The sequence below is a fragment of the Pseudomonas sp. FSL R10-2189 genome, assembly GCF_009600325.1.
GTDB classification, from domain to species: domain Bacteria; phylum Pseudomonadota; class Gammaproteobacteria; order Pseudomonadales; family Pseudomonadaceae; genus Aquipseudomonas; species Aquipseudomonas helleri.
In genome coordinates, this window is record NZ_WIVZ01000017.1 from 31,832 (window position 1) to 54,741 (window position 22,910).

Genomic DNA, 22,910 nt, shown 5'->3' on the forward strand with positions numbered 1-22,910 from the left:
ACCGGCCCATCTCGATGCGGGCCCTGCGTCTGAAAATCAGAATCAGGAGGCACAGAGGGTATTCGATGCTATTAAAAAGTAGTCATTTGGCAATCAGAACACTAGGGTAGGCGTTTTCCAGACTGCACTTGCAGATGGGCCAACGACTTGCAAAGGAATCAGAATATGCGTCTCGCTGCTGCCCCCTTTTTGCTCACCCTGTGCCTGAGCCCGTTGGCTCAGGCAGCCACCTTGAGTGTGTGCACCGAGGCAAGCCCGGAAGGGTTCGATGTAGTGCAGTACAACTCGCTGACCACCACCAATGCCTCGGCAGACGTGCTGATGAACAGTCTGGTGAACTATGACGCCAAAGCGGCCAAGTTGGTGCCGGGCCTGGCGCAAAGCTGGTCAGTGTCACCTGACGGCCTTGTGTACGAGTTCAAGCTGCACCCCGGGGTCAAGTTCCACACCACGCCTTACTTCACCCCGACGCGTGAGCTGAACGCCGATGACGTGCGTTTCAGCTTCGAGCGCATGCTCGACCCGGCCAACCCGTGGCACAAGGTGGCGCAGAGCGGCTTCCCGCATGCGCAGTCGCTGCAATTGCCCGAACTGATCAAGAAGATTGAGACCCCGGATCCGCTGACGGTGCGCTTTACCCTCAGCCACCCGGACTCCACCTTCCTGCCGGCCTTGAGCATGGGCTTTGCGTCGATCTATTCGGCTGAATACGCCGACAAATTGCTCAAGGCGGGGACCCCTGAGCTGATGAACAGTCAGCCCATCGGGACGGGGCCGTTTGTGTTCAGCCGTTACCAGAAGGATGCCGTGGTGCGCTATAAGGCCAACCCGGACTATTTCGCCGGTAAACCTGCGGTTGACGCTCTGATTTTTGCCATCACCCCGGATGCCAATGTGCGGCTGCAAAAACTGCGGCGCAACGAGTGTCAGATCGCCCTTTCGCCAAAACCGCTGGATGTCGATGCGGCCCTCAAGGACACCAGCCTGGCCGTCGCGCAAACGCCTGCCTTTATGACCGCGTTCGTGGCCATCAACAGTCAGCACCCGCCGCTGGACAAGCCAGAAGTGCGGCAGGCCATCAATTTGGCGTTCGACAAGGACACGTACCTCAAGGCGGTGTTCGAAAACAGCGGGCAGGCGGCCAACGGCATTTACCCGCCTAACACTTGGGGTTACGCCAAAGACCTGCCGGGTTATGCCCATGACCCGCAAAAGGCCAAAGAGCTGTTGGCCAAAGCGGGCCTCAAGGACGGCTTTAAAACCACGATCTGGACGCGACCGACCAGCAGCGTGCTGAACCCTAACCCAAGCCTGGGGGCGCAGTTGTTGCAGGCGGATCTGGCGAAGATTGGCGTTCAGGCGGATATCCGTGTGATCGAGTGGGGCGAGCTGATTCGTCGCGCCAAGGCGGGCGAACACGATCTGCTGTTTATGGGCTGGGCGGGTGATAACGGTGACCCGGACAACTTCCTGACGCCGCAGTTTTCATGCGCGGCGGTGAAGTCCGGGACCAACTTTGCCCGCTATTGTGACAAAACCCTCGACACACTGATCAGCCAGGGTAAAACCATCAGCGATCAGAACAAGCGCAGCGCGCTGTATCAAAAGGCTCAGGCAGAGATTCAGCAGCAGGCTTTGTGGCTGCCGCTGGCACATCCAACGGCCTACGCATTAACCCGTAAAGACGTACAGGGTTATCAGGTAAGCCCGTTTGGACGTCAGGACTTTTCGACGGTTAGCGTGAAGCCTTAAGCGTCACATCCAGCCGTGCTCGGCCATCGACAGCGGCTCACCTTCACCGACGATGAAGTGATCCAGCACCCGCACTTCGATCAGATCCAGCGCCTCAGTGAGGCGCTGGGTCAGGGTGCGGTCGGCCTGGCTGGGCTCTGAATTGCCGGACGGGTGGTTATGACAAAAAATAACGGCCGCCGCGTTGTGCGCCAGGGCCCGTTTGACCACTTGGCGCGGGTAAACGCTGGCGCTGTCGATCGACCCTCTGAACAGCACCTCAAAGGCCAGCATGCGGTGTTTGGAGTCCATAAAAAGGCAGCCGAACACTTCGTGGGGCTCGTGGCGCAGCAAGGATTTCAGGTAGTCGCGAACCGCCTGCGGGCTCTCTAGGGCGGAGTCCCGGCGCAGACGCTCGGCCAAGTGGCGGCGGCCCATTTCCAGCACTGCCTGCAGTTGGGTGAACTTGGCGGGGCCGAGCCCGAGCTGGCGACTGAACGCCCCCAAATCCGCCTCCAGCAAGGCGCGCAAGCTGCCGAATTCGGTGAGTAAGTGCCGCGCCAAATCGACAGCACTTTTGCCCGAAACCCCGGTGCGCAGGAAGATTGCCAGCAGCTCGGCATCCGAAAGACTGGCCGATCCGTGCTCCAAAAGTTTCTCGCGCGGGCGCTCGGCCGCGGGCCAATTTCTGATACTCATGACACCTCCGTGTGTGGGTGCGCCGCTGTTCCGTAGCAAGCGCTGTGTTATCTTAGCCCATCATTTTTGCGTGGCATTTGGCCATTTTCCGCGCAGTCATCATCGAACTAGAAGGCAGGCCTATGCAGCGGCTGTATCGAAAACGCATTGTTTTGGGCGTCGGCGGCGGCATTGCTGCTTACAAGAGTGCAGAGCTGGTTCGCCGCCTGCTGGACCAGGGCGCAGAAGTGCGCGTGGTCATGACGCGCGGCGGCAGTGAGTTCATCACCCCGCTGACCATGCAGGCCTTGTCTGGACACCCCGTTCATCTGGATTTGCTCGACCCGGCGGCAGAAGCTGCCATGGGCCATATCGAGCTGGCCAAATGGGCCGACCTGGTGCTGATCGCCCCGGCCACTGCAGACTTGATCGCCCGTCTGGCCCAAGGCCTGGCCAATGATTTGCTGACCACGCTGGTGCTGGCCACGGACGCCACAGTGGCCATTGCTCCGGCCATGAACCAGGCCATGTGGCGCGACCCGGCCACCCAAGCCAACACTCAATTGCTCCAGAGCCGTGGCCTCAAGGTGTTTGGCCCTGCTTCCGGCAGCCAGGCCTGCGGCGACGTGGGTTTTGGTCGCATGCTCGAAGCCGATGACCTGGTGCACTGCGCGGCCGAGTGCTTCCAGCACCTGGCGTTGACTGGCAAGCACGTGTTGATCACGGCAGGCCCGACCCAGGAAAACATCGACCCGGTGCGCTACATCACCAACCACAGCTCCGGGAAAATGGGCTTTGCCCTGGCCGAAGCGGCGGTTGAGGCGGGCGCCCGCGTCACGCTGATCACCGGCCCCGTGCATTTGGCTACGCCTGATCGCGTCAGCCGCATTGACGTTGTCAGCGCCCGCGACATGCTCGCCGCGTGTGAGGCTGCGATCCCGTGTGACGTGTTTATCGCGTCGGCTGCGGTTGCGGATTACCGCCCGGAAGTCGTTGCCCCGCAAAAACTCAAGAAAGACCCTACGAAAGGCGACGGCCTGCTGCTGCAAATGGTGCGCAACCCAGACATTCTGGCCACCATTGCAACGCGCCCGGACCGCCCATTTAGTGTCGGCTTTGCCGCAGAGACCGAGCACCTGCTCGATTACGCCGCGCGCAAGCTGAAAGACAAAAATCTCGACCTGATTGTGGCCAACGATGTGGCTAACCCCAGCATCGGCTTCAACAGCGAAGAGAACGCCTGCAGCGTGATTGACCGCGACCTGCACGCCACCGTATTTGCCCAGACCAGCAAGGGCAAAATTGCCCGCCAGCTGATCACTTTTATCGCCGAACGTCTGAACCAGGTTTAACTCGAATGCACGCTTTGCAAGCCAAAATCCTTGATCCACGCATTGGTACCGAATTCCCGCTGCCGCAATACGCCACCCCTGGCTCCGCAGGCCTTGATCTGCGCGCCATGCTCAAAGAAGACACCGTGCTCGAACCGGGCCAAACCCTGCTGATCCCGACCGGCCTGTCGGTGTACATCGGCGATCCGGGCCTGGCTGCGTTGATCCTGCCGCGCTCGGGCCTGGGCCACAAACATGGCATCGTGCTGGGCAATCTGGTGGGTCTGATCGACTCCGATTATCAGGGCGAGCTGATGGTGTCGTGCTGGAACCGAGGTCAAACGGCCTTCACCATCACCATAGGCGAGCGTATCGCTCAACTGGTGCTGGTGCCGGTGGTACAGGCGCACTTTGAGTTGGTCGCGGAGTTCGACGAAAGCCAGCGTGGCGCTGGCGGTTTCGGGCATTCCGGCACTCTCTAACCCCTATTAGCGTTCCCCACACTCTTCAAGAATGGAGTCTTCCCTGTAATGAGCAGCCCTGCTTCGGTCGCCCCCAACTTCCCTGACACCATTTTTCGCGCCTATGACATTCGCGGTGTGGTGCCGCAAACATTGACCGCTGAAACCGCCTACTGGATTGGCCGCGCCATTGGCTCCCAGAGCCTGGCCGAAGGTGAACCCCATGTGTCGATCGGCCGTGACGGTCGTTTGTCTGGCCCGGCGCTGGTCGAGCGTTTGATCCAGGGCGTTGCTGACAGCGGTTGCCAGGTCAGCGATGTGGGCCTGGTGCCCACACCTGCGCTGTACTACGCGGCCAACGTGTTGGCGGGCAAGTCGGGCGTGATGCTCACCGGTAGCCATAACCCGTCGAACTACAACGGTTTCAAGATCGTGATCGCCGGTGACACCCTGGCCAACGAGCAGATTCAGGCGCTGCACACGCGCCTGAAAACCAACGACCTGACGTGGGGCGAAGGCAGCATCGAGCGCGTTGATATTTTGTCGCGCTACGCCGATGAAATTGTCAAAGACATCAAGCTGGCCAAGAAGCTCAAGGTCGTGGTCGATTGCGGTAACGGCGCTGCCGGTGTGATCGCGCCGCAACTGCTGGAGGCGCTGGGCTGTGAGGTGATCCCGCTGTTCTGCGAGGTGGACGGCAACTTCCCGAACCACCACCCGGATCCGGGCAAACCTGAAAACCTCGTAGACCTGATCGCCAAGGTAAAAGAAACCAGCGCCGACCTGGGCCTGGCTTTCGACGGCGACGGCGACCGCGTGGGCGTGGTGACCAACACCGGCACCATGGTGTTCCCGGACCGCTTGCTGATGCTGTTCGCCCAGGACGTGCTGGAGCGCAACCCGAACGCCGAGATCATCTTTGATGTGAAGTGCACGCGCCGCCTGACGCCGCTGATCAAGGAATACGGTGGCCGCCCACTGATGTGGAAGACCGGTCATTCGTTAATCAAGAAGAAGATGAAAGCGACCGGCGCCTTGCTGGCCGGTGAAATGAGCGGGCATATCTTTTTCAAAGAGCGCTGGTTCGGCTTTGATGACGGCATTTACAGCGCTGCGCGCCTGCTGGAGATCCTCAGCAAACAACAGCAGACCGCGGAAGAACTGTTTGAGACCTTCCCGAACGATATTTCTACGCCAGAAATTAATATCGATGTGACTGATGAGAGCAAATTCAGCATCATTGAAGCCCTGCATGACGCCCAATGGGGTGAAACCGCCGAGCTGACGTCGATTGACGGCGTGCGCGTCGACTATCCACAAGGCTGGGGCCTGGTTCGCGCGTCCAACACCACGCCGGTGCTGGTGCTGCGATTTGAGGCTGATACCGAGGCCGAACTGCAACGCATCAAGGATGTCTTCCACGCCCAACTCAAGCGTGTGGCACCTGATCTTCAACTACCGTTTTGATCGACTGAGTTTTACCGGAGCCCTGAATGACCCTCGAACGTGATGCCGCCTCTAACGTCGCCAAGGTTTTGTCCGAAGCGCTGCCTTACATTCGCCGCTATGTCGGCAAGACGCTGGTCATCAAGTACGGCGGCAACGCGATGGAAAACGATGACCTGAAAACCGGTTTTGCGCGTGACATCGTGCTCATGAAAGCGGTGGGTATCCACCCGGTCGTGGTCCACGGTGGCGGCCCGCAAATCGGTGATCTGCTCAAGCGTTTGTCCATCGAGAGTCATTTTATCGACGGCATGCGCGTGACCGACTCGCAAACCATGGACGTTGTTGAAATGGTCCTGGGCGGTCATGTGAACAAGGAAATCGTCAACCTGATCAACCGTCATGGCGGCAGCGCTATCGGTCTGACCGGCAAAGATGCCGGCTTGATCCAGGCCAAAAAGATGGTGGTGAAGCGCCAGACCCCGGAAATGACCACGCCTGAAATCATCGACTTCGGTCATGTGGGTGAAGTCACCGGGATCAACACCGATTTGCTCAACATGCTGACCAAGGGTGACTTCATCCCGGTCATCGCGCCGATTGGTGTGGGCCCGGACGGCGAGTCGTACAACATCAACGCTGACTTTGTGGCGGGCAAAGTGGCTGAGGCGCTGAAAGCTGAAAAGCTGATGCTGCTCACCAACATTGCCGGCTTGATGGACAAGGAAGGTCATGTGCTGACCGGCCTGACCACTGCGCAGGTCGACGGCTTGATTGAAGACGGCACCATCTACGGCGGCATGCTGCCGAAGATTCGCTGTGCGCTGGAGGCTGTGCAAGGTGGCGTGACCACCGCGCACATTGTCGACGGCCGTGTACCGAACGCCGTACTGCTGGAAATCTTCACCGACACCGGTGTGGGCACGTTGATCAGCAACAGCAAGCCTGCTGCTTAAGCCTCAACCCTCCCTCTGTAGGCGCGGGCTTGCCTCGCGATCTTTTGACCGTTTAAAAGATCGCGAGCAAGCCAGCTCCCACACAGATTTTCGGATCTCCGACAACGAAGGCCGTATTCCCTCGTAAGTAGAGACTCCTCCTACATCCTGCGCTGTGCCCATCCTTTAGCGTTCACTCCTTTGCGCTGACCTCACGTCAGAGGAGTCATGGATGCCCGCATTTGCTCGCGACAACTCGTTCAGGCTGAACATCAACCGTTGCCCTCATCCCGTTGAGGTGCTGGCTTTCAGCGGTGACGAAGCGCTCAACACGCCCTTTGCCTTTGACGTTGAGCTGGTGTGTGATCGCGCAGATCTAGACCTTGAAGTGCTGCTGCACACCCCGGCTTTTTTGGCCTTTGATGACCTTGGGCGCGGTATTCACGGGCAGATTTATCAGATCGTCCGGTGCAGCCCTGGCAAGCGCCTCACGCACTATCGCCTGACGCTGGTGCCGCGTTTGGCCTACCTGAAACACCGCACCAATCAGCGCATTTTCCAGAACCAGACTGTGCAGCAGATCATCGAAACCCTGCTCGAAGAGCACGGCATTCTCGGCAATGCCTACGGTTTCACGTTGCAATCGACCTACGAACCTCGCGAGTACTGTGTGCAGTACGCCGAGTCCGACCTGCACTTCATTCAGCGGCTGTGTTTTGAAGAGGGTATTCATTACCACTTCAAGCATTCGTCTGATGCCCACTACTTACAGTTCGGTGATGGACAGGCGGCTTTTACCTCGTTGCAACCGGCAACGCCTTACATACCCAGCGGCGGGATAGCGGCCGATTCGGCGGCGATCCAGGGGTTCGATCTGCGTTTGCAAACCCGAACCAACAGCACCGCGCGGCGTGATTATGACTTTAAAGCTGCCAGCCGCACGCTGGAGGCCAACAGCCATAGCGACCTCAAACACCGCCCGCTTGAGCATTACACCTACCCCGGTCGCTTTACTAGCGATGCTCAAGGCGAGCGCCAAAGCCAACGAGCGCTGGAACAGCATCAGAGCGATTATCGTCAGGCCAGCGGTCACAGTGATCAGCCGACCTTGAGCAGTGGTCACTTTTTAACCATCAGCGAGCACCCTGTTAGCGACTGGAATGTGCCGTGGCTACTGACCCATGTTCACCATGAAGGCAAGCAGCCGCAGGTGCTTGAAGAGCAAGGTGGCCGCTCAACGCTCTTGCATTCGCAGGGCTTAAGCCAAGGCTATCGCAACCACTTTGTGGCGATCCCTGAGGGCGTGACGTACCGCTCGCCCGTGGTGTTTTCCAAGCCGCGCATTCATGGCAGTCAGACCGCCCGGGTTACCGGCCCGGCAGGGCAGGAGATCCATTGCGACGTGTTCGGCAGGGTCAAGGTCAGCTTCCATTGGGACCGCAGCGGGGCGAGCGACGACACCAGCAGTTGCTGGTTGCGCGTCGCCTCCAGTTGGGCGGGCGACAGCTATGGCGCGGTGACAATCCCGCGGGTCGGCATGGAAGTACTGGTCAGCTACCTGGAGGGTGATGTCGATCAGCCGGTTATTTCAGGCTGCCTGGTGTCGAGCCTGACCCCGACGCCGCTCAAACTGCCTGCCGACAAAACCCAAAGCATCTTGCGCAGTCGCAGCACGCCGGGCGGTGGCGGCTACAACGAATTGCGCCTTGAAGACCGCCACGGCCAGGAGAAAATCTATCTGCATGCCCAGCGCGACATGCAGCAACACATTGAAAACGACAGCCGCTTGCAAATCGATGGCCAGCGCGAAGAAACCATCAGCGGCACCAGTGTGGTGGTGCTCAAGGGCGAAGACCAGCAAACCGTCAGCGGCGACCGCAAGGTTGAAGTGCAAGGGAATGACTTCCAGGCCGTCGCCCTGACCAGCCACACCCGCGTGGGGCTGGTCATGGCCGTTGAAGCCGGGGTGCACGCGCACTTCAAGGCCGGGGCCACGCTGGTGGTCGACGGCGGCCCGCTGCTGACCCTGATGGCGGGCGGGCAACACTTGCAACTCACTCCATTGGGGATTTACAGCAGCTCACCGATCTTGCCGGGCGGGGTGCCGATACCGGGCATGCCGGCAGTGCCGGCCGATCCGGATGGGGTCGAGGCTATGACGGCGCTGGCGCTTGAGTCGCAAAAACGCGCCTTTGCCAGTGCCAGTGCGAATCGGGCGCCCCTGTGCCTGGCCTGCGAATCCTTGCAGGAGGGGCAGGCATGACCCGCGCTTACCTGCTGCTCGACAGCCATCTGATCCCGAACATCTTTGCGCGTCTGTTTGAGTTGGCGAACATCACGGTTGCACATTCGCTTTACCTGACTACCCGCTATGCCGAGATGGCTTCTTTTGGGCCGGTGCTGGTTAGCGTCGAACCGGGCAGTGCGCTGGCCAACACCTTTATTGAGCAATGGCAGGGTCGGGCGGGTATTTGGCTGGAGTCTGACGCAGACGAAGCCCTTGTTTTAGAGCACCTGCGCAGCCTGATCCATGTCCGGCTTGCGGGCGATGTCACGGCTTTTTTCCGTTTCTACGACCCGTGCATTACCCGTCTGTGGCTGGCGGATCTGGCAGACGTCGAGCGGAATTTACTGATGGGCCCGGTTCGCGTCATCAGGCTGCCGGGTGGCGTGGTTATCCAGCAGAACAACCCGCATCAACCCTGCGCCCGCTACGCGACGACGCCTTGGCTGACGTTGAGTGCTCAGACGCTGGAGCATCTGTGCCAAGCCCGGCGCGAGCACTTTACACAGCGCCTTGTTGAGCATGGCCAGCGCTACTTTGCGGCGTGTTTGCAGGGTTTGGACGTGCCTGGGCAACAGGCATGGGCGCTGGGTTGTCAGCGCAATGCGGCGCGCCAGGGCTACAGCGCCGACGACGAAGTCATGGCCTGGGCAAGCCTGTATGCCGCCTTCGGTGATGAGTTTCCCGAAGGCCCGGAGCATGCGGTCTATCGCCAGGTGCTGAGCCAGCGAGCAGTAGCCCCCGAACAGCGTCTGGAGCAGTTACTGGACGAATTGATGACGCAAATGAAGCCTGCAGAGTGTGCGCTATGAACCTTGATAAACGTCTGGCCTCAATGGTCAACCTGTCTGAGGCCCGGCGCGCCGCCAGTGCCTGCGAACACGTTGACATCAACAGCACCGTTCAACAGTGCCCGGCCAGCCAGCCGCATTTATTTGTCGTGCCGGTGCGCTACGCCCTCAGCGAAGAACCCGCCAGCCATCCGGCGTGCCAGCCCGGTACACAGACCCAAAGCCACCCGATGGCTGCGCGCCTGTTGCGCGCAGGGTTTGTCTATGTGTGGCAAGGCCGCGGCCCGTTGCAGCGCTATGCAGTGGCTGAAAACAACCTGCTGCTCAGCCAGGGTCTGGATGAGGATGACACCGTCGTCCAGTCCGGCACCTTGAGTGGCTTGGCGCTGGCCAAGCAACAAGACGCCTGGCTGCTCTACAGCGAAATCCCCCTCAACCCGGCCGCCTGCGCCGACCTGCACGACCCTCAGCAGCGCGCCAAACGCATGCGCCGACTCGACCTGCGGCAAGTGAGCAATACGCTGCAAGCGCCTCATTGCGCGCCGTTGAGCGAATCGAAAAGCGTGATGGCCGAGTTGATTCCGAGCACCTATGACTTGGCGATGGCGATTGATTTCCAGCGTCATCAACCGGCTTTACGCGCGAGTGCCGACCAACTGGGCAAGAAGGTCATGGCAGCCCCGACACCCGACAACATCAAGGCTTACACCGATGCCATGCATTGGCTGCATGAGCGGGAAAAAGTGTCGGTGGGCTACCCGGCGGTGTCGGACGACGTCACGCCGCCGGGGGAATGGAGCGCTGAGCAGTGGGCTACGACTCGCACACAAGACCTGATGGAAGGGGCTCATGTGCAGGCCCGCGGGTTGTTCACGGTACTGGCCTGCCTTGACGATGACCTGGGCGTTTTGCGCGACATCAATCATGAGCAAGAACTGATCGAGTCGCGGCATGAACAGTGGCAGGCCGATAACAACCTGCGGCTGAGCATTGGCGGGTTTGTGCGGAGTTTGATTACGGAGGATCCCGACGAGGTGATCGGGATGCTGATTTACCGCTATCGGGAACAGGACATTGAACTGACGCGTGAGCAGGCGCAGATGTTGCTCAATGCGCGCACCCGATTGGAGCAACTGGCGAGACAACGTTACACCGCCAACATTCGACGCGGCACCACCCACACCAATGTAGAAGCAGATACCCGACTGGCAGAAATACACCTGCGTGAACAAGCGGCAGTAGCGCCAATCCGCGGGTTTATCCCACTTCAATTGCATGATGAAGTGCTGCAAGTAGTGCGCGATTACCAGGAAAGCAAAGTCAACAACTTGAGAAACAAACACACCTCCGACAAAGTCGAGCAATACATCGACCTGCCCGCCATGAACCAATGGCTCGACGAAACAGCCCCGAGACACTTTGATCACCTGAAAGAGCGACACGAAGCCCTTTATACCGACCGAGGCGCTTACCTGCCGCGACACCATAGCGGTACATGGTTCGTGGATTATCAAGACAGCGACCACCGCCAATGGCTGGACGAACTGGCTTTGGCCTGCCTTAGCGCGCAGTGCTTGCGCACAGTAGGCGCCGAGCAATATGCGGACTATGTGCGCAGTGCGGATGACGGGGCGCTGAGGCAGCTGTTTTCGGGGTGGAGCCCTGCACTCGACGCAGCGGTAGTTAGCGGTAGTCGTGCTGTTGAGTTGGTTACCGCGCTGAGTATTGAGAACCATGCTAATGCAGAACAAGCATTGATCAAAATACTGGGCCCAAAGGGAGTGAGTATTTTGTCGGACCTCAAAGGTCTGGCCAAAGATGCGACTGGTCCTTGGAACATTTTGATCAAGCGCTTAGGAGCTTCATTGCTTTTGCTTAGCAGTGGACCGGGCGCCCCTCTCAAAGGCCCATGGTTGATCGTCATGATTGCCGCTCGAGTCGGCAGCCAAGTGGGTCTACGGGTCATTAATGAAAAAGGACGGCAAGTGCTCCAACTGTTTGGCCGCAACGCTGAAGAGTTAACGCAATGGGCCAGCACTATCGGTAAAGCGATAGGCGCCGGTCGTGTCGCTGATATTGTCAACTCACCTGCCGTGCAAAAAAGCGGAGGTGTGATCGCCCTCGCGGCGTTGCTGCTTAATAGTTGGAATGCAAATAATTATTTGAGCCAGGCGAGTGTGCTGGAAGGGATGGATGAACAACGTCAATACGATACGGCCTCGGCAACGCTGTATGCCGGGGCGGCGTTGATGGCTGTAGTGGATGTTCAGGTTCGCAAGGGATTTTGGAGTCGTGGAAAAGGTCAGTTAAAAGTATTGATTTCTAATGGTTCTGCAATGACGTTTTTTGGAGGTGTAATTGGGTCCTTATCATTTGGGGCTGCCTTATCAGAATATATGTCCCTAAAGAAACAACTGGATAGTGCAGCAGGCCATATAGATCCATGGGTAAAATTGCAGCAAAAGGTTGTAGCTGGGCAAACAATTGTCACCGCTGCGCAAGCTTTTCTTGGATATAATTACGCTTTGAAAAGTCTTTCTCATTTGTTCGGGTTGGTAGTTTCAAATTCACGCTATTTGATGTTTATGGGGCCTGTTAATTATTTGTTGTTGGTGTTGGGTATGCTTTATCTGGTTGTATGGTATATGCGCCAAACGCCTATGCAGAACTTTCTTGACTATTGCTGTTGGTCTAAAAAGCGCGCCAGTGATATGTCGCCTATATTATCAGTTGGGCAAGGCGAAGAAATGGATCGCTTGTACAATATTCTCTATTCTCCACGAGTTAGTTTCGAGGGTGCTGTCCGCGCGCTGCCAACTCTTGATCGTCAAGGTTTCGCAAATGCAGAGGAAATTCACTCTCTAATCATAGATTTACCTGGCGCAGAGCCCTCTAGTGCTTATTTGGAGGTAGTGATGATTGGCGATCCGATCGATACTCCGGCATGGCGAGCAAAAATAAAAAACAATATCGCTTCCGAGAGAGTCGCACCACCAAGATCTTTGCAGGATATCGGTAGACATTGGATTAGGAATAGCAATTGCCAATGGATTCCTTATCAGGAGGGGCAGGGGCTTCGAATCAGTGGTTTGTTTAATGCCATCCCAAATTTATTGGGATCAAAGCCAAGCAAAGTATCGTTGCGTATACGCTACCAGACTCCCATAACTTCTATGCTCGGTTCTCAAAAATTTATCGGCGGTGAGAATGGCTTAGCATTCACATTTACACTAAGTGAAGGTTTGATTGCATTGCGCAACGACCCTACGCCTGTGTTGGATAAAGCTCAGAGCTATGCTTTAAGTGCCACATTAAATGGTCGTTTTTTGCAACCCAAGAGGAAGGGGGAGTGAGTGCTCTATCAGCAGGTGAAAGCCAAAAAACCTTGTTGTCGCAGGTGGATTGCCTGTCCCCGTTACCTATCCCTACTGGAGAGAAGCCAACAGATATTCTCAATAATATATGGCGTAAAAATGATGTTTATATGGATGTTGGAAGCTATGCTATTGGTTCGGTAGTAATGGTTTTATGGCCAAGTTTTTTGTTGTTTTTTGCGATGTCCTGTTATTTTCTTGGGACTTTGCCTGAATTGGGTTTATATATAGCTGTCGGCGGTTCTGTCATAGTGGGTATTCCGATTTTGATGTTGGTAAATGAACTTTTTCGACCCACTCCCATGCCCGCACGTTTCAATCGTCAGCGCCGTGAAGTTTGTATTCCTGTTGGTGCTGTTGATTATTGGATTGTTCCTTGGGAAACGGTCATAGCTAAAGCGACTGAACACCAATCAATTAGCCAAGCGGGTAGGCACACTTCGGGCATGCTGGAGGTGACATTTGAAAACCCGGATAAGTACGCATTAAGCAGCCTAAAGTTCTGTACTTTTTCCTTTGCTTGTGGGGGAGGGCGGTCTGCAATGGCAGTATGGGAGTGCATGCGCAGCTATATGGAAATAGGTCCCGAAGCAGTAGTTGATGAAACTGCAAGATTTCAACGGCCAAGAGGCGTATTAGCCACTTATATGAAAGTGATAGTCGATGCTGCCAATAAAAGAGGCTGGATTTTAGCATTGTTATGGGAAGGTTTTTTTGGGATATTTATCTTCAATATGTTGTTGGTTGAGGTGCTGGAGCGTCTTAAGTTAAATCCACCTCCAGACCTCACTTACCCCGACATCATCGAATGGTCCAAACCCCTCCCACCCGAGCAATGGGCCAAGCGCTCCCCGGAACTGGAACTCGCTATCGCCCAGCGCGAAGCTGAATTGGCCGCACAGGCTGGTTAATCCGCGCAAACAAAACGGGGGAGGCGCGACAGGTGTCGTGCCTCCCCCGTGGGGAACAGCGGGGCTGTTTAGATCCCGTACTGCGCCCGGTAAGCTTCAACGGCTGGCAGGTATTGCTTCAAGGTTTCGTCTTCAGCCAGAAATTGCAGCACTTGGGTCAACGATACGATGCTGACCACCGGGATGCCGAAGTCGCGCTCGACTTCCTGGATGGCCGACAGTTCGCCATTGCCGCGCTCCTGGCGGTTGAGGGCGATCAGTACGCCCGCCGCTTTGGCGCCCTGGGCGTCAATGATTTGCATGACTTCACGGATGGCGGTGCCGGCCGTGATCACGTCGTCAATGATCAGAATGTCGCCTTCAAGCGGCGAACCGACCAGGCTGCCGCCTTCGCCGTGGGCCTTGGCTTCTTTGCGGTTGAAACACCATGGCATGTCGCGATCATGGTGCTCGGCCAGAGCGACGGCGGTGGTCGCGGCCAAAGGGATACCTTTGTAAGCCGGGCCAAACAGCACGTCGAAAGCAATGCCGCTGTCAACGATGGCGGCGGCATAGAAGCGCCCCAGTTGAGCCAGCGCGGAGCCAGTGTTGAACAGGCCGGCATTGAAGAAGTAGGGGCTGGTGCGCCCGGACTTCAGGGTGAACTCACCGAAGCGCAAAACGCCGCGATCAATGGCAAAACGGATAAAGTCGCGCTGATACGCTTGCATGAAAATGGCCCCAGATACCACGGATTTAGCTAATTAGTAAGACGGCGTGTATCATACACGCACGTGATTTTTGGGGCCATTTATGCGGATCATCAGTGTGAACGTCAATGGTATTCAGGCGGCAGTCGAGCGTGGTTTGCTCAGTTGGCTGCAGGCTCAGAATGCCGACGTTATCTGCCTGCAGGACACCCGCGCCTCCGCCTTTGAACTGGACGATCCAGCCTACCAGCTGGATGGCTACTTTCTGTACGCGTGCGAAGCTGAAGTCCCTGCCCAAGGCGGTGTGGCTTTGTACTCGCGGTTGCAGCCGAAAGCAGTCATCACTGGGCTTGGCTTCGAGACGGCCGATCGCTACGGGCGCTACCTGCAAGCCGATTTCGATAAGGTCAGCATCGCGACCTTGCTGCTCCCTTCGGGGCAGAATGGCGATGAAGACTTGAACCAGAAGTTCAAGCTAATGGACGATTTTGCACGCTATCTGGATAAGCAGCGTCGCAAGCGTCGTGAGTACATTTACTGCGGCTCGTTGTACGTGGCGCAGCAGAAGCTCGACATTAAAAACTGGCGTGACAGCCAGCAGTCTCCTGGTTTCCTGGCGCCTGAACGGGCCTGGATGGATGAGATTGTCGGCAACATGGGCTATGTCGATGCCCTGCGTGAAGTCAGTCGTGAAGGCGATCAGTACAGCTGGTGGCCGGACAACGAACAGGCCGAGATGTTGAATCTGGGCTGGCGTTTCGACTACCAGTTGTTGACCCCGGGTTTGCGCCGCTTTGTTCGCAGCGCTCGCTTGCCGCGTCAGCCACGCTTCTCGCAACACGCGCCGTTGATCGTGGACTACGACTGGACACTCACTATCTAAGTGTTCTTTCGCTGTCATAAAAATGCCCGTATCCCACGATACGGGCATTTTTTTTGTGGCAGCTAAGCCTGCAAGTGCAGCGCCCGACGCAGCATTTGTGGTGGCTGGCCAAAGGCGCGGATAAAGGCTCGACGCATGCGCTCCGAGTCGCCAAAACCGCTCTCACGCGCCACGCTGTCGATGCTGTGGGCGCCGGACTCAAGCATCAAGCGGGCTGCCTCAAGACGCAGGTTCTCGATGGCCTTGGCCGGGGACTGGCCTGTTTCACTGCGAAACAAGCGGCTGAACTGGCGAGGGCTCAAGTGGGCGACCTCGGCCAATTGCTCGACCGACAGCTCTTCGCGCAGGTGCTCCTTGGCGTAGGTCAGCGCGGTTTGCACGCGGTCGGACTTTGGCTCTAGCTCCAATAACGCAGAAAACTGCGACTGCCCGCCAGCACGGCGATGGTAAACCACCAGCTTTCTGGCCACATCGCGCGCCACATCCGCGCCCAAATCCTGCTCCACCAAGGCCAGGGCCAAATCAATGCAGGCAGTCATGCCCGCGCTGGTCCACAGCTTGCCGTCTACCGTGAAAATGCGGTCTTCTTCCAGCTTTACCTTGGGAAACGCCTCGCGAAAGGTGCGGGCGTGAAACCAGTGCGTGGTGGCTTTGCGGCCATCCAGCAAACCTGCGGCTGCCAGCAGAAATGAGCCGGTGCAGGCGGAAGCCAGGCGGCGCGATGTGTTCAGGGTGTCCTGCAAAAAAGGGATCAGCGCCGGCGTGGGCTCTATCAATTGGTTATCGCCCAGCACCAGCACTGTGTCATAACTGCATTGCTTGAACGCCTGCGTCTCGACGCTAAAGCCCATGGAGCTGGGTACCAGGCCGCCTTGCTCAGAGATCAAATCCACGCGATAGAACGATTGCCCGCTGAGCAGGTTGGCAAATTCAAAGATGGTGCTGGTGGACAGGCAAAGCATCTGAAAGCCGGGCGACAGAAGAATACCGATGGTGACCATGAGCATGTCCTGAAAGGTGGGATATATGGCATTGCTGACATCACCATACGCTCATAACCTGAACCCCAACAAGGCCGACTCCTTACCCGGCCATTTTGGAGCAAGCGTGATGAGTGAACACAAAGGCTATGCCCTGGTTACGGGCGCTTCTTCGGGGATTGGTGCGGTGTATGCCGATCGTTTGGCGCAGCAGGGCTACGACCTGATTCTGGTGGCCCGCAACCAGCAGCGTCTGGAAGGTCTGGCGGCCCGGTTGACCGCGCACACCCGGCGCGATGTTCAGGTGGTGGTCGCTGACCTCAACCAGCCTGACGATTTGGCGCGTGTCGCCGCCCTTTTGCAAGACGACAAGCGCATCAGTCTGTTGGTCAACAACGCGGGCGTGGGAGCCGGGGGCACATTGCTGGAGTCTTCCGTTGAAGCAATGGACGCGATGATTTTGCTCAACGTGCTGGCGCTGACGCGTCTGGCAAAAGCCGCTGCCGGTAATTTCGTCGAACAGGGCCGTGGCACGATCATCAACATTGCTTCAGTCGTCGCCGTGGCGCCGACCTTGCTCAATGGCGTATATGGCGCAACCAAAGCCTACGTGCTGGCTTTCAGCGAATCGCTGCGCCACGAACTCAGTGATAAAGGGGTCAACGTGCACGTCGTGCTGCCGGGTGCGACGGCGACCGAGTTTTTTGAAGCGGCCGGCATGTCGGTAGATGCTTTGCCGAAGACGATGGTCATGACCACCGAGAAGCTGGTCGATGCGGCGTTGGCGGGCTTGGCCCAAGGTGAGGCTGTGACGGTACCGTCCTTGCCGGACAGTGCGGATTGGGCGGCCTTTGAGGCGGCGCGCCAAGCGCTGTTACCCAACCTCTCGCGCAGCGAACCCGCCGCTCGCTACGGCGTAATAACCGCCTGAAAAACCGGTAGGAGCGAGCTTGCCTTGCGATCTTTTGATCTAAAAAGATCGCGAGGCAAGTCTGTGGCTTACTTGATCGGCCGCCAGGTGAAAGGGTAGCGATAGGCCACCCCGTCATTGGCTTTGACCCCGGCAATCACCACCAGCACCACGGCGCCGATAAACAGCAGGCCGAGCAAGACGAAGCCAATCAGTACAAACATCAGCACGTAGCAAATGGCCGAAGCAATCGCCACGGTGATCTGAAAGTTCAGTGATTCTTTGCCCTGCTCGTCAATAAAGGGATCGCTCTCGCGCTTGAGCTGCCAAATGATCAGCGGCCCAATCAGGTTTCCAAACGGAAACCACATCCCCAGAAACGCCGCAAAGTGACAAAACATTGCCCATTGGCGAGCTTCGCGGCTCGGCTTGGGGTTTGAAAGGTCGAGCTCTGTCATGGCGTTCTCCTGTCGGTCATCAAGGGGGCTGGCACTCAGTCAGCCAGCGCCGCTTGTTGCAGTGCGAAGATGTCGGTCATGCCTTGTTGAGCCAATGCCAGCATGGCGTTCAGTTCGGCAGGCTGGAACGGCGCGCCTTCGGCAGTGCCCTGAACCTCAATAAAACCACCGGTGCTGGTCATCACGACGTTCAAGTCGGTTTCGGCTGCCGAGTCTTCAGGGTAGTCCAGATCCAGCACCGGCTCGCCCTGGTACATGCCCACCGATACAGCGGCGATCATTTGCTTGATCGGGTCGCCGCCTTTGAGGCCGCCACGCTTTTTGATCACTTTGAGGGCGTCAACCAGAGCCACCATGGAGCCGGTAATCGACGCGGTGCGGGTGCCGCCGTCGGCCTGGATCACGTCGCAGTCGACGTACAAGGTGATGTCGCCCAGTTTGGACATGTCCAGCGCCGCGCGCAGCGAACGGCCGATCAGGCGCTGGATTTCGAGGGTGCGACCGCCTTGTTTGCCACGGCTGGCTTCACGCTGGTTACGCTCGCCGGTGGCGCGCGGCAACATGCCGTATTCGGCAGTCAACCAGCCCTGGCCCTGACCTTTAAGGAAGCGCGGTACGCCGTTCTCGACGCTTACGGTGCAGATGACTTTGGTGTCACCGAACTCGACCAGTACAGAACCCTCTGCGTGTTTGGTGTAGTTGCGGGTGATGCGGATCGGGCGGAGCTGATCGGCAGCGCGACCACTTGGACGTTTCATGTGGGATACCTGTACGGGACGGAAAACTGCCGAGCATTATAAAGGCCGTGACCGATCCGGGCACATTTAAAACGCAAACCTGTGTTGTAGCGCCTTTACGACAGACGCCATTTGGGGCCATCCGCTGCACTGCGCTACAATCCGCCCCCTTAATAGCCCCCCGGCTTCACTCATCAGATCGCGAGGTACCTCCATGGTGCACAGCATGACCGCCTTTGCCCGCGTCGAAAGCGCCGGCACTCAGGGAACCCTGAGCTGGGAGCTGCGTTCGGTCAACAGCCGCTACCTGGAGCCGCACCTGCGCTTGCCAGAGTCTTTCCGCGAACTTGAAGGGGCGGTGCGTGAAGCGCTGCGCCAAGGTATTTCCCGGGGCAAGCTGGAGTGCACCTTGCGCTTCACCGAAGAAAGCACCGGCAAACCGCTGCAGGTTAACCGCGAGCGCGCCGCGCAACTGGTCGCCGCTGCCGAGACCATTGCCAGCCTGATCAAGCAGCCCGCGGCCCTTAACCCGCTGGAAGTGCTGGCCTGGCCCGGCGTGCTGGTGGCCGATGCTGCCGACCCGCAGGCCCTCAACAACCAGGCACTGGTGCTGTTCAAGCAAGGTTTGCAAGAACTCAAAAACGGCCGTGAGCGCGAAGGCGCCGAGCTGGCGCGTTTGATCAGTGACCGTTTGAGCGCCATTGAAAGCGACGTAGAAACCCTGCGTGAGCTGGTCCCGCAAATGCTCGCCACCCAGCGGCAGAAGGTGCTGGATCGCTTTGCCGACATGAAAGCCGAGCTGGACCCTCAGCGCCTTGAGCAAGAAATGGTTTTGCTCGCGCAAAAGAGTGACGTCGCAGAAGAGCTGGACCGTCTGAGCACCCACATTCTGGAAGTGCGGCGTGTGCTCAAGTCGGGCGGTGCTGCCGGCCGTCGGCTCGACTTCCTGATGCAAGAACTCAACCGGGAGGCCAACACCCTCGGTTCCAAGGCATTCGATCCGCGCAGCACCCAGGCTGCGGTCAACCTCAAAGTGTTGATCGAGCAAATGCGCGAACAAGTACAGAATATTGAGTAAGGCTTCCCCCGACATGACCCACAGCACTGGCACTCTCTACATTATTTCCGCGCCTTCAGGGGCCGGGAAAAGCAGCCTGGTCAAGGCCCTGATTGACATTGAGCCGCAGATCCGCGTCTCGGTGTCACACACCACCCGGGCCATGCGCCCCGGCGAAGAGAACGGCGTGCACTATCACTTCGTCGAGCGCGAAGAGTTCGTGAAGATGATCGAGCACGGTGATTTTCTTGAGCGTGCCGAAGTGTTTGGCAACCTGTATGGCACCTCGCAAAGCTACTTGCAGCAGACGCTGGATGAAGGTCATGACCTGATTCTGGAAATCGACTGGCAAGGTGCCGAGCAGGTTCGCAAACTGATGCCTCAGGCACGTTCGATCTTTATCCTGCCGCCGAGCCAGCAAGCTCTGCGTGATCGCCTGGACAATCGCGGGCAGGACAGTGCCGAGATTATCGACGGCCGTATGCGCGAAGCCGTGAGTGAAATGAGCCACTATGTCGACTACGACTACCTGATCATTAACGACGACTTTGCCGTGGCACTGGATGACTTGAAGGCCATTTTCCATGCCAGTCGTCTCCAGCAAAAGCGCCAACAGCAGCGCTACGGTAAATTGCTGGCCGAATTGCTCGGTTAATCAGCGCTTCCCAAAACCCCTGCAAGGGCTTTACATTGGCACTTACAGAGACGTTGGGCAGGGTGAGTGAAAAATCAGCGCTTCCCTAATGGCTGGTGATTTTTTAAACTGTCGAGTCCGCTCGCCCATCCGGGCAGCGCGCACATTGTATTTGCTACGAGGAAGACCATGGCCCGCGTAACCGTTGAAGACTGCCTAGAACACGTGGATAACCGCTTTGAGCTGGTCATGCTGTCTACCAAGCGTGCCCGTCAACTGGCCACCGGTGGTAAAGAGCCTCTGGTTCAGTGGGAAAACGACAAGCCTACCGTTGTTGCCCTGCGCGAAATCGCAGAAGGCCTGATGAGCTACGAGTTTATCGCCAACGCTGAAATCGTCGAAGACGAACCGCTGTTTGCAGCGTTCGAGGACGAGTCCAACGAGGCGAACTAAGCCTATGCCCGGTCGACGTAGTACGGCGAAGGGTTCACAGTTTTGGCAGGAGGCTCCCTCATGCCGAGCATAGACGCCCTCGCCGACAGCTTGTCGACCTACCTCAGTGCGGACCAGGTCAATCTGGTCCGACGAGCGTATTTCTACGCAGAACAAGCCCACGACGGCCAACGCCGACGTAGCGGCGAGCCTTATGTCACGCACCCGCTGGCAGTGGCAAACATCCTTGCCGACATGCATATGGACCATCAGAGCCTGATGGCGGCCATGCTGCATGACGTGATCGAAGACACCGGTATTGCCAAAGAAGCGCTGGTTGCGCAGTTCGGTGAAACCGTGGCCGAACTGGTCGATGGCGTCAGCAAGCTGACCCAGATGAACTTCGAAACCAAAGCCGAAGCCCAAGCTGAAAACTTCCAGAAAATGGCCATGGCCATGGCCCGCGACATTCGCGTGATTCTGGTCAAGCTGGCGGACCGCTTGCATAACATGCGCACCCTCGAAGTGTTGTCCGGCGAAAAACGCCGGCGGATTGCCAAGGAAACCCTGGAAATCTACGCGCCCATCGCCAACCGGCTGGGCATGCACAACATTCGTATCGAATTCGAAGACCTCGGTTTCAAAGCGATGTACCCGATGCGCTCGGCGCGCATTTATCAGGCGGTCAAGCGCGCCCGGGGCAATCGCAAAGAGATCGTCAACAAGATTGAAGAGTCCCTCAGCCACTGTCTGGCCGTCGACGGCATTCAGGGCGAAGTGAGCGGGCGGCAAAAGCACATCTACGGCATCTATAAAAAGATGCGCGGCAAGCGTCGGGCGTTCAACGAGATCATGGACGTGTACGCGTTCCGCATCATCGTCGACAAAGTGGACACCTGCTACCGCGTACTGGGCGCTGTACATAATTTGTACAAGCCGCTGCCGGGCCGCTTCAAGGACTACATCGCAATCCCTAAAGCCAACGGCTATCAGTCGCTGCATACCACGCTGTTTGGCATGCACGGCGTACCGATCGAAATTCAGATCCGTACCCGTGAAATGGAAGAGATGGCCAACAATGGCATCGCCGCGCACTGGCTGTACAAGTCCAGTGGCGACGAGCAGCACACCGGGACTCACGCCCGGGCGCGGCAATGGGTCAAGGGCGTGCTCGAAATGCAGCAGCGCGCCGGCAACTCCCTCGAGTTTATCGAAAGCGTAAAAATCGACCTGTTCCCGGACGAGGTCTACGTCTTTACGCCCAAAGGCCGGATCATGGAGCTGCCCAAAGGCTCCACGGCGGTCGACTTTGCCTACGCGGTACACACCGACGTCGGCAACAGCTGCATTGCCTGCCGGATCAACCGTCGTCTCGCGCCGCTGTCCGAGCCACTGCAAAGCGGCTCCACGGTCGAGATCGTCAGTGCGCCGGGCGCACGCCCGAACCCGGCCTGGCTCAACTTTGTGGTCACCGGCAAGGCGCGCACGCACATTCGCCACGCGCTGAAACTGCAACGCCGTTCCGAGTCCATCAGCCTCGGCGAGCGTTTGCTGAACAAAGTGCTTAACGGCTTTAACAGCGCGCTGGACAAGATCCCCGCCGAACGCGTTCAGGCCATGCTCCAGGAATATCGCCTGGAACACATCGAAGACCTGCTTGAAGACATTGGCCTGGGCAACCGCATGGCGTATGTCGTGGCCCGACGTTTGCTGGGCGAGGGCGAGCAACTACCGAGCCCCGAAGGCCCGCTGGCCATTCGCGGCACAGAAGGCCTGGTGCTCAGCTACGCCAAATGTTGTACGCCGATTCCGGGCGACCCGATTGTCGGCCACCTGTCGGCGGGCAAAGGCATGGTCGTGCACCTGGACAACTGCCGCAATATCAGTGAAATCCGTCATAACCCTGAAAAATGCGTCCAGCTATCATGGGCCAAGGACGTTACCGGCGAATTCAACGTCGAATTGCGCGTCGAGCTGGAACACCAGCGCGGCCTGATCGCCTTGCTGGCCAGCAGCGTCAACGCCGCCGACGGCAACATCGAAAAAATCAGCATGGACGAACGCGATGGTCGAATCAGCGTGGTCCAACTGGTAGTCAGCGTGCACGACCGTGTGCACCTGGCGCGCGTGATCAAAAAACTGCGCGCCCTTACCGGGGTCATCCGCATCACTCGTATGCGTGCGTAGC

19 protein-coding genes and 1 pseudogene are annotated in these 22,910 nt (G+C 57.9%); 15 read left to right on the forward strand and 5 right to left on the reverse strand.

What is annotated here, in order from left to right; all coding sequences use genetic code 11:
- The first annotated feature begins 165 nt into the window (after positions 1–165).
- On the forward strand, positions 166–1,752 hold the full coding sequence (locus GHO32_RS13865; RefSeq protein WP_153334427.1) for an ABC transporter substrate-binding protein: 1,587 nt from the start codon (positions 166–168) through the stop codon (positions 1,750–1,752).
- A gap of 3 nt (positions 1,753–1,755) precedes the next feature.
- Here GHO32_RS13865 and radC read toward each other — a convergent pair whose 3' ends face one another.
- Positions 1,756–2,430, reverse strand: coding sequence for a DNA repair protein RadC (radC, locus tag GHO32_RS13870; protein ID WP_153334425.1), 675 nt, complete (start codon positions 2,428–2,430; stop codon positions 1,756–1,758).
- Between the two features lie 122 nt (positions 2,431–2,552).
- On the opposite strand from radC, the gene coaBC reads away from it, so the two are divergent.
- The 8 genes and pseudogenes from coaBC to GHO32_RS13910 all read left to right on the forward strand — a co-directional run bounded on the left by coaBC (position 2,553) and on the right by GHO32_RS13910 (position 13,942).
- Complete coding sequence (coaBC, locus tag GHO32_RS13875; protein WP_153334423.1) at positions 2,553–3,761, forward strand: bifunctional phosphopantothenoylcysteine decarboxylase/phosphopantothenate--cysteine ligase CoaBC; 1,209 nt, start codon at positions 2,553–2,555, stop codon at positions 3,759–3,761.
- 5 nt (positions 3,762–3,766) lie between these two features.
- Positions 3,767–4,222: a dUTP diphosphatase gene (gene dut, locus GHO32_RS13880; RefSeq protein WP_153334421.1), complete on the forward strand. Its 456-nt coding sequence runs from the start codon at positions 3,767–3,769 to the stop codon at positions 4,220–4,222.
- A gap of 69 nt (positions 4,223–4,291) precedes the next feature.
- Positions 4,292–5,668: pseudogene (locus GHO32_RS13885) on the forward strand (phosphomannomutase/phosphoglucomutase); the annotation flags it as partial.
- A gap of 26 nt (positions 5,669–5,694) precedes the next feature.
- Positions 5,695–6,603, forward strand: a complete 909-nt coding sequence (gene argB / locus GHO32_RS13890; RefSeq protein WP_048387078.1) for an acetylglutamate kinase — start codon at positions 5,695–5,697, stop codon at positions 6,601–6,603.
- 211 nt (positions 6,604–6,814) lie between these two features.
- Positions 6,815–8,845 (forward strand): type VI secretion system tip protein VgrG, encoded by a 2,031-nt coding sequence (locus tag GHO32_RS13895; protein WP_153334417.1) that lies wholly within the window; start codon positions 6,815–6,817, stop codon positions 8,843–8,845.
- A complete protein-coding gene (locus tag GHO32_RS13900; RefSeq protein ID WP_153334415.1) occupies positions 8,842–9,678 on the forward strand; it encodes a DUF4123 domain-containing protein in 837 nt (278 codons plus the stop codon). Before GHO32_RS13895 ends, GHO32_RS13900 begins: the two co-directional genes overlap by 4 nt.
- Entirely contained in the window at positions 9,675–13,010 is a 3,336-nt protein-coding gene (locus tag GHO32_RS26880; protein ID WP_256665423.1) for a toxin VasX, read from the forward strand. The genes GHO32_RS13900 and GHO32_RS26880 overlap by 4 nt, the downstream gene beginning before the upstream one ends.
- Positions 13,007–13,942, forward strand: a complete 936-nt coding sequence (locus tag GHO32_RS13910; RefSeq protein WP_368668321.1) for a hypothetical protein — start codon at positions 13,007–13,009, stop codon at positions 13,940–13,942. Before GHO32_RS26880 ends, GHO32_RS13910 begins: the two co-directional genes overlap by 4 nt.
- 68 nt (positions 13,943–14,010) lie before the next feature.
- Here GHO32_RS13910 and pyrE read toward each other — a convergent pair whose 3' ends face one another.
- The gene (gene pyrE, locus GHO32_RS13915) at positions 14,011–14,652 is read right to left on the reverse strand and encodes an orotate phosphoribosyltransferase (protein WP_153334413.1); all 642 of its coding nucleotides are present in this window, start codon (positions 14,650–14,652) and stop codon (positions 14,011–14,013) included.
- 82 nt (positions 14,653–14,734) lie between these two features.
- Here pyrE and GHO32_RS13920 point away from each other — a divergent pair, with 82 nt between their 5' ends.
- Positions 14,735–15,514, forward strand: a complete 780-nt coding sequence (locus GHO32_RS13920) for an exodeoxyribonuclease III (RefSeq protein WP_048372400.1) — start codon at positions 14,735–14,737, stop codon at positions 15,512–15,514.
- A 62-nt stretch (positions 15,515–15,576) separates the two neighbouring features.
- Here GHO32_RS13920 and GHO32_RS13925 read toward each other — a convergent pair whose 3' ends face one another.
- Complete coding sequence (locus GHO32_RS13925; protein ID WP_153334411.1) at positions 15,577–16,515, reverse strand: GlxA family transcriptional regulator; 939 nt, start codon at positions 16,513–16,515, stop codon at positions 15,577–15,579.
- Between the two features lie 109 nt (positions 16,516–16,624).
- Here GHO32_RS13925 and GHO32_RS13930 point away from each other — a divergent pair, with 109 nt between their 5' ends.
- Positions 16,625–17,425 carry an SDR family oxidoreductase gene (locus GHO32_RS13930; RefSeq protein WP_153334409.1) on the forward strand — a complete coding sequence of 267 codons (801 nt, stop codon included), beginning with the start codon at positions 16,625–16,627 and terminating at the stop codon, positions 17,423–17,425.
- A gap of 68 nt (positions 17,426–17,493) precedes the next feature.
- On the opposite strand, the gene GHO32_RS13935 is transcribed toward GHO32_RS13930, so the two are convergent.
- Both GHO32_RS13935 and rph read right to left on the reverse strand, forming a co-directional pair.
- Positions 17,494–17,862, reverse strand: coding sequence for a DUF4870 domain-containing protein (locus tag GHO32_RS13935; protein WP_048372394.1), 369 nt, complete (start codon positions 17,860–17,862; stop codon positions 17,494–17,496).
- A 35-nt stretch (positions 17,863–17,897) separates the two neighbouring features.
- The gene (gene rph / locus GHO32_RS13940; protein ID WP_048389122.1) at positions 17,898–18,620 is read right to left on the reverse strand and encodes a ribonuclease PH; all 723 of its coding nucleotides are present in this window, start codon (positions 18,618–18,620) and stop codon (positions 17,898–17,900) included.
- 193 nt (positions 18,621–18,813) lie between these two features.
- Between rph and GHO32_RS13945 the strand changes: the two genes are divergently transcribed.
- The 4 genes from GHO32_RS13945 to spoT all read left to right on the forward strand — a co-directional run bounded on the left by GHO32_RS13945 (position 18,814) and on the right by spoT (position 22,909).
- Positions 18,814–19,677, forward strand: coding sequence for a YicC/YloC family endoribonuclease (locus GHO32_RS13945; protein ID WP_153334407.1), 864 nt, complete (start codon positions 18,814–18,816; stop codon positions 19,675–19,677).
- Between the two features lie 13 nt (positions 19,678–19,690).
- Positions 19,691–20,311 carry a guanylate kinase gene (gene gmk / locus GHO32_RS13950; protein WP_048372389.1) on the forward strand — a complete coding sequence of 207 codons (621 nt, stop codon included), beginning with the start codon at positions 19,691–19,693 and terminating at the stop codon, positions 20,309–20,311.
- A 168-nt stretch (positions 20,312–20,479) separates the two neighbouring features.
- Positions 20,480–20,743: a DNA-directed RNA polymerase subunit omega gene (gene rpoZ, locus GHO32_RS13955; protein ID WP_016782707.1), complete on the forward strand. Its 264-nt coding sequence runs from the start codon at positions 20,480–20,482 to the stop codon at positions 20,741–20,743.
- Between the two features lie 60 nt (positions 20,744–20,803).
- Entirely contained in the window at positions 20,804–22,909 is a 2,106-nt protein-coding gene (spoT, locus tag GHO32_RS13960; RefSeq protein ID WP_048372386.1) for a bifunctional GTP diphosphokinase/guanosine-3',5'-bis pyrophosphate 3'-pyrophosphohydrolase, read from the forward strand.
- Position 22,910: the final 1 nt, after the last annotated feature.

Excerpts from the sequence above, each read along its gene's own strand:
- spoT (WP_048372386.1), top strand. The coding sequence starts at position 20,804 with ATGCCGAGCATAGACGCCCTCGCCGACAGCTTGTCGACCTACCTCAGT.
- dut (WP_153334421.1), top strand. The coding sequence starts at position 3,767 with ATGCACGCTTTGCAAGCCAAAATCCTTGATCCACGCATTGGTACCGAA.
- pyrE (WP_153334413.1), bottom strand. The coding sequence starts at position 14,652 with ATGCAAGCGTATCAGCGCGACTTTATCCGTTTTGCCATTGATCGCGGC.
- radC (WP_153334425.1), bottom strand. The coding sequence starts at position 2,430 with ATGAGTATCAGAAATTGGCCCGCGGCCGAGCGCCCGCGCGAGAAACTT.
- GHO32_RS13895 (WP_153334417.1), top strand. The coding sequence starts at position 6,815 with ATGCCCGCATTTGCTCGCGACAACTCGTTCAGGCTGAACATCAACCGT.
- argB (WP_048387078.1), top strand. The coding sequence starts at position 5,695 with ATGACCCTCGAACGTGATGCCGCCTCTAACGTCGCCAAGGTTTTGTCC.
- GHO32_RS13930 (WP_153334409.1), top strand. The coding sequence starts at position 16,625 with ATGAGTGAACACAAAGGCTATGCCCTGGTTACGGGCGCTTCTTCGGGG.
- GHO32_RS13935 (WP_048372394.1), bottom strand. The coding sequence starts at position 17,862 with ATGACAGAGCTCGACCTTTCAAACCCCAAGCCGAGCCGCGAAGCTCGC.
- GHO32_RS13945 (WP_153334407.1), top strand. The coding sequence starts at position 18,814 with ATGGTGCACAGCATGACCGCCTTTGCCCGCGTCGAAAGCGCCGGCACT.
- GHO32_RS13925 (WP_153334411.1), bottom strand. The coding sequence starts at position 16,515 with ATGGTCACCATCGGTATTCTTCTGTCGCCCGGCTTTCAGATGCTTTGC.
- gmk (WP_048372389.1), top strand. The coding sequence starts at position 19,691 with ATGACCCACAGCACTGGCACTCTCTACATTATTTCCGCGCCTTCAGGG.
- GHO32_RS13865 (WP_153334427.1), top strand. The coding sequence starts at position 166 with ATGCGTCTCGCTGCTGCCCCCTTTTTGCTCACCCTGTGCCTGAGCCCG.
- GHO32_RS13900 (WP_153334415.1), top strand. The coding sequence starts at position 8,842 with ATGACCCGCGCTTACCTGCTGCTCGACAGCCATCTGATCCCGAACATC.
- rpoZ (WP_016782707.1), top strand. The coding sequence starts at position 20,480 with ATGGCCCGCGTAACCGTTGAAGACTGCCTAGAACACGTGGATAACCGC.
- rph (WP_048389122.1), bottom strand. The coding sequence starts at position 18,620 with ATGAAACGTCCAAGTGGTCGCGCTGCCGATCAGCTCCGCCCGATCCGC.
- coaBC (WP_153334423.1), top strand. The coding sequence starts at position 2,553 with ATGCAGCGGCTGTATCGAAAACGCATTGTTTTGGGCGTCGGCGGCGGC.
- GHO32_RS26880 (WP_256665423.1), top strand. The coding sequence starts at position 9,675 with ATGAACCTTGATAAACGTCTGGCCTCAATGGTCAACCTGTCTGAGGCC.
- GHO32_RS13920 (WP_048372400.1), top strand. The coding sequence starts at position 14,735 with ATGCGGATCATCAGTGTGAACGTCAATGGTATTCAGGCGGCAGTCGAG.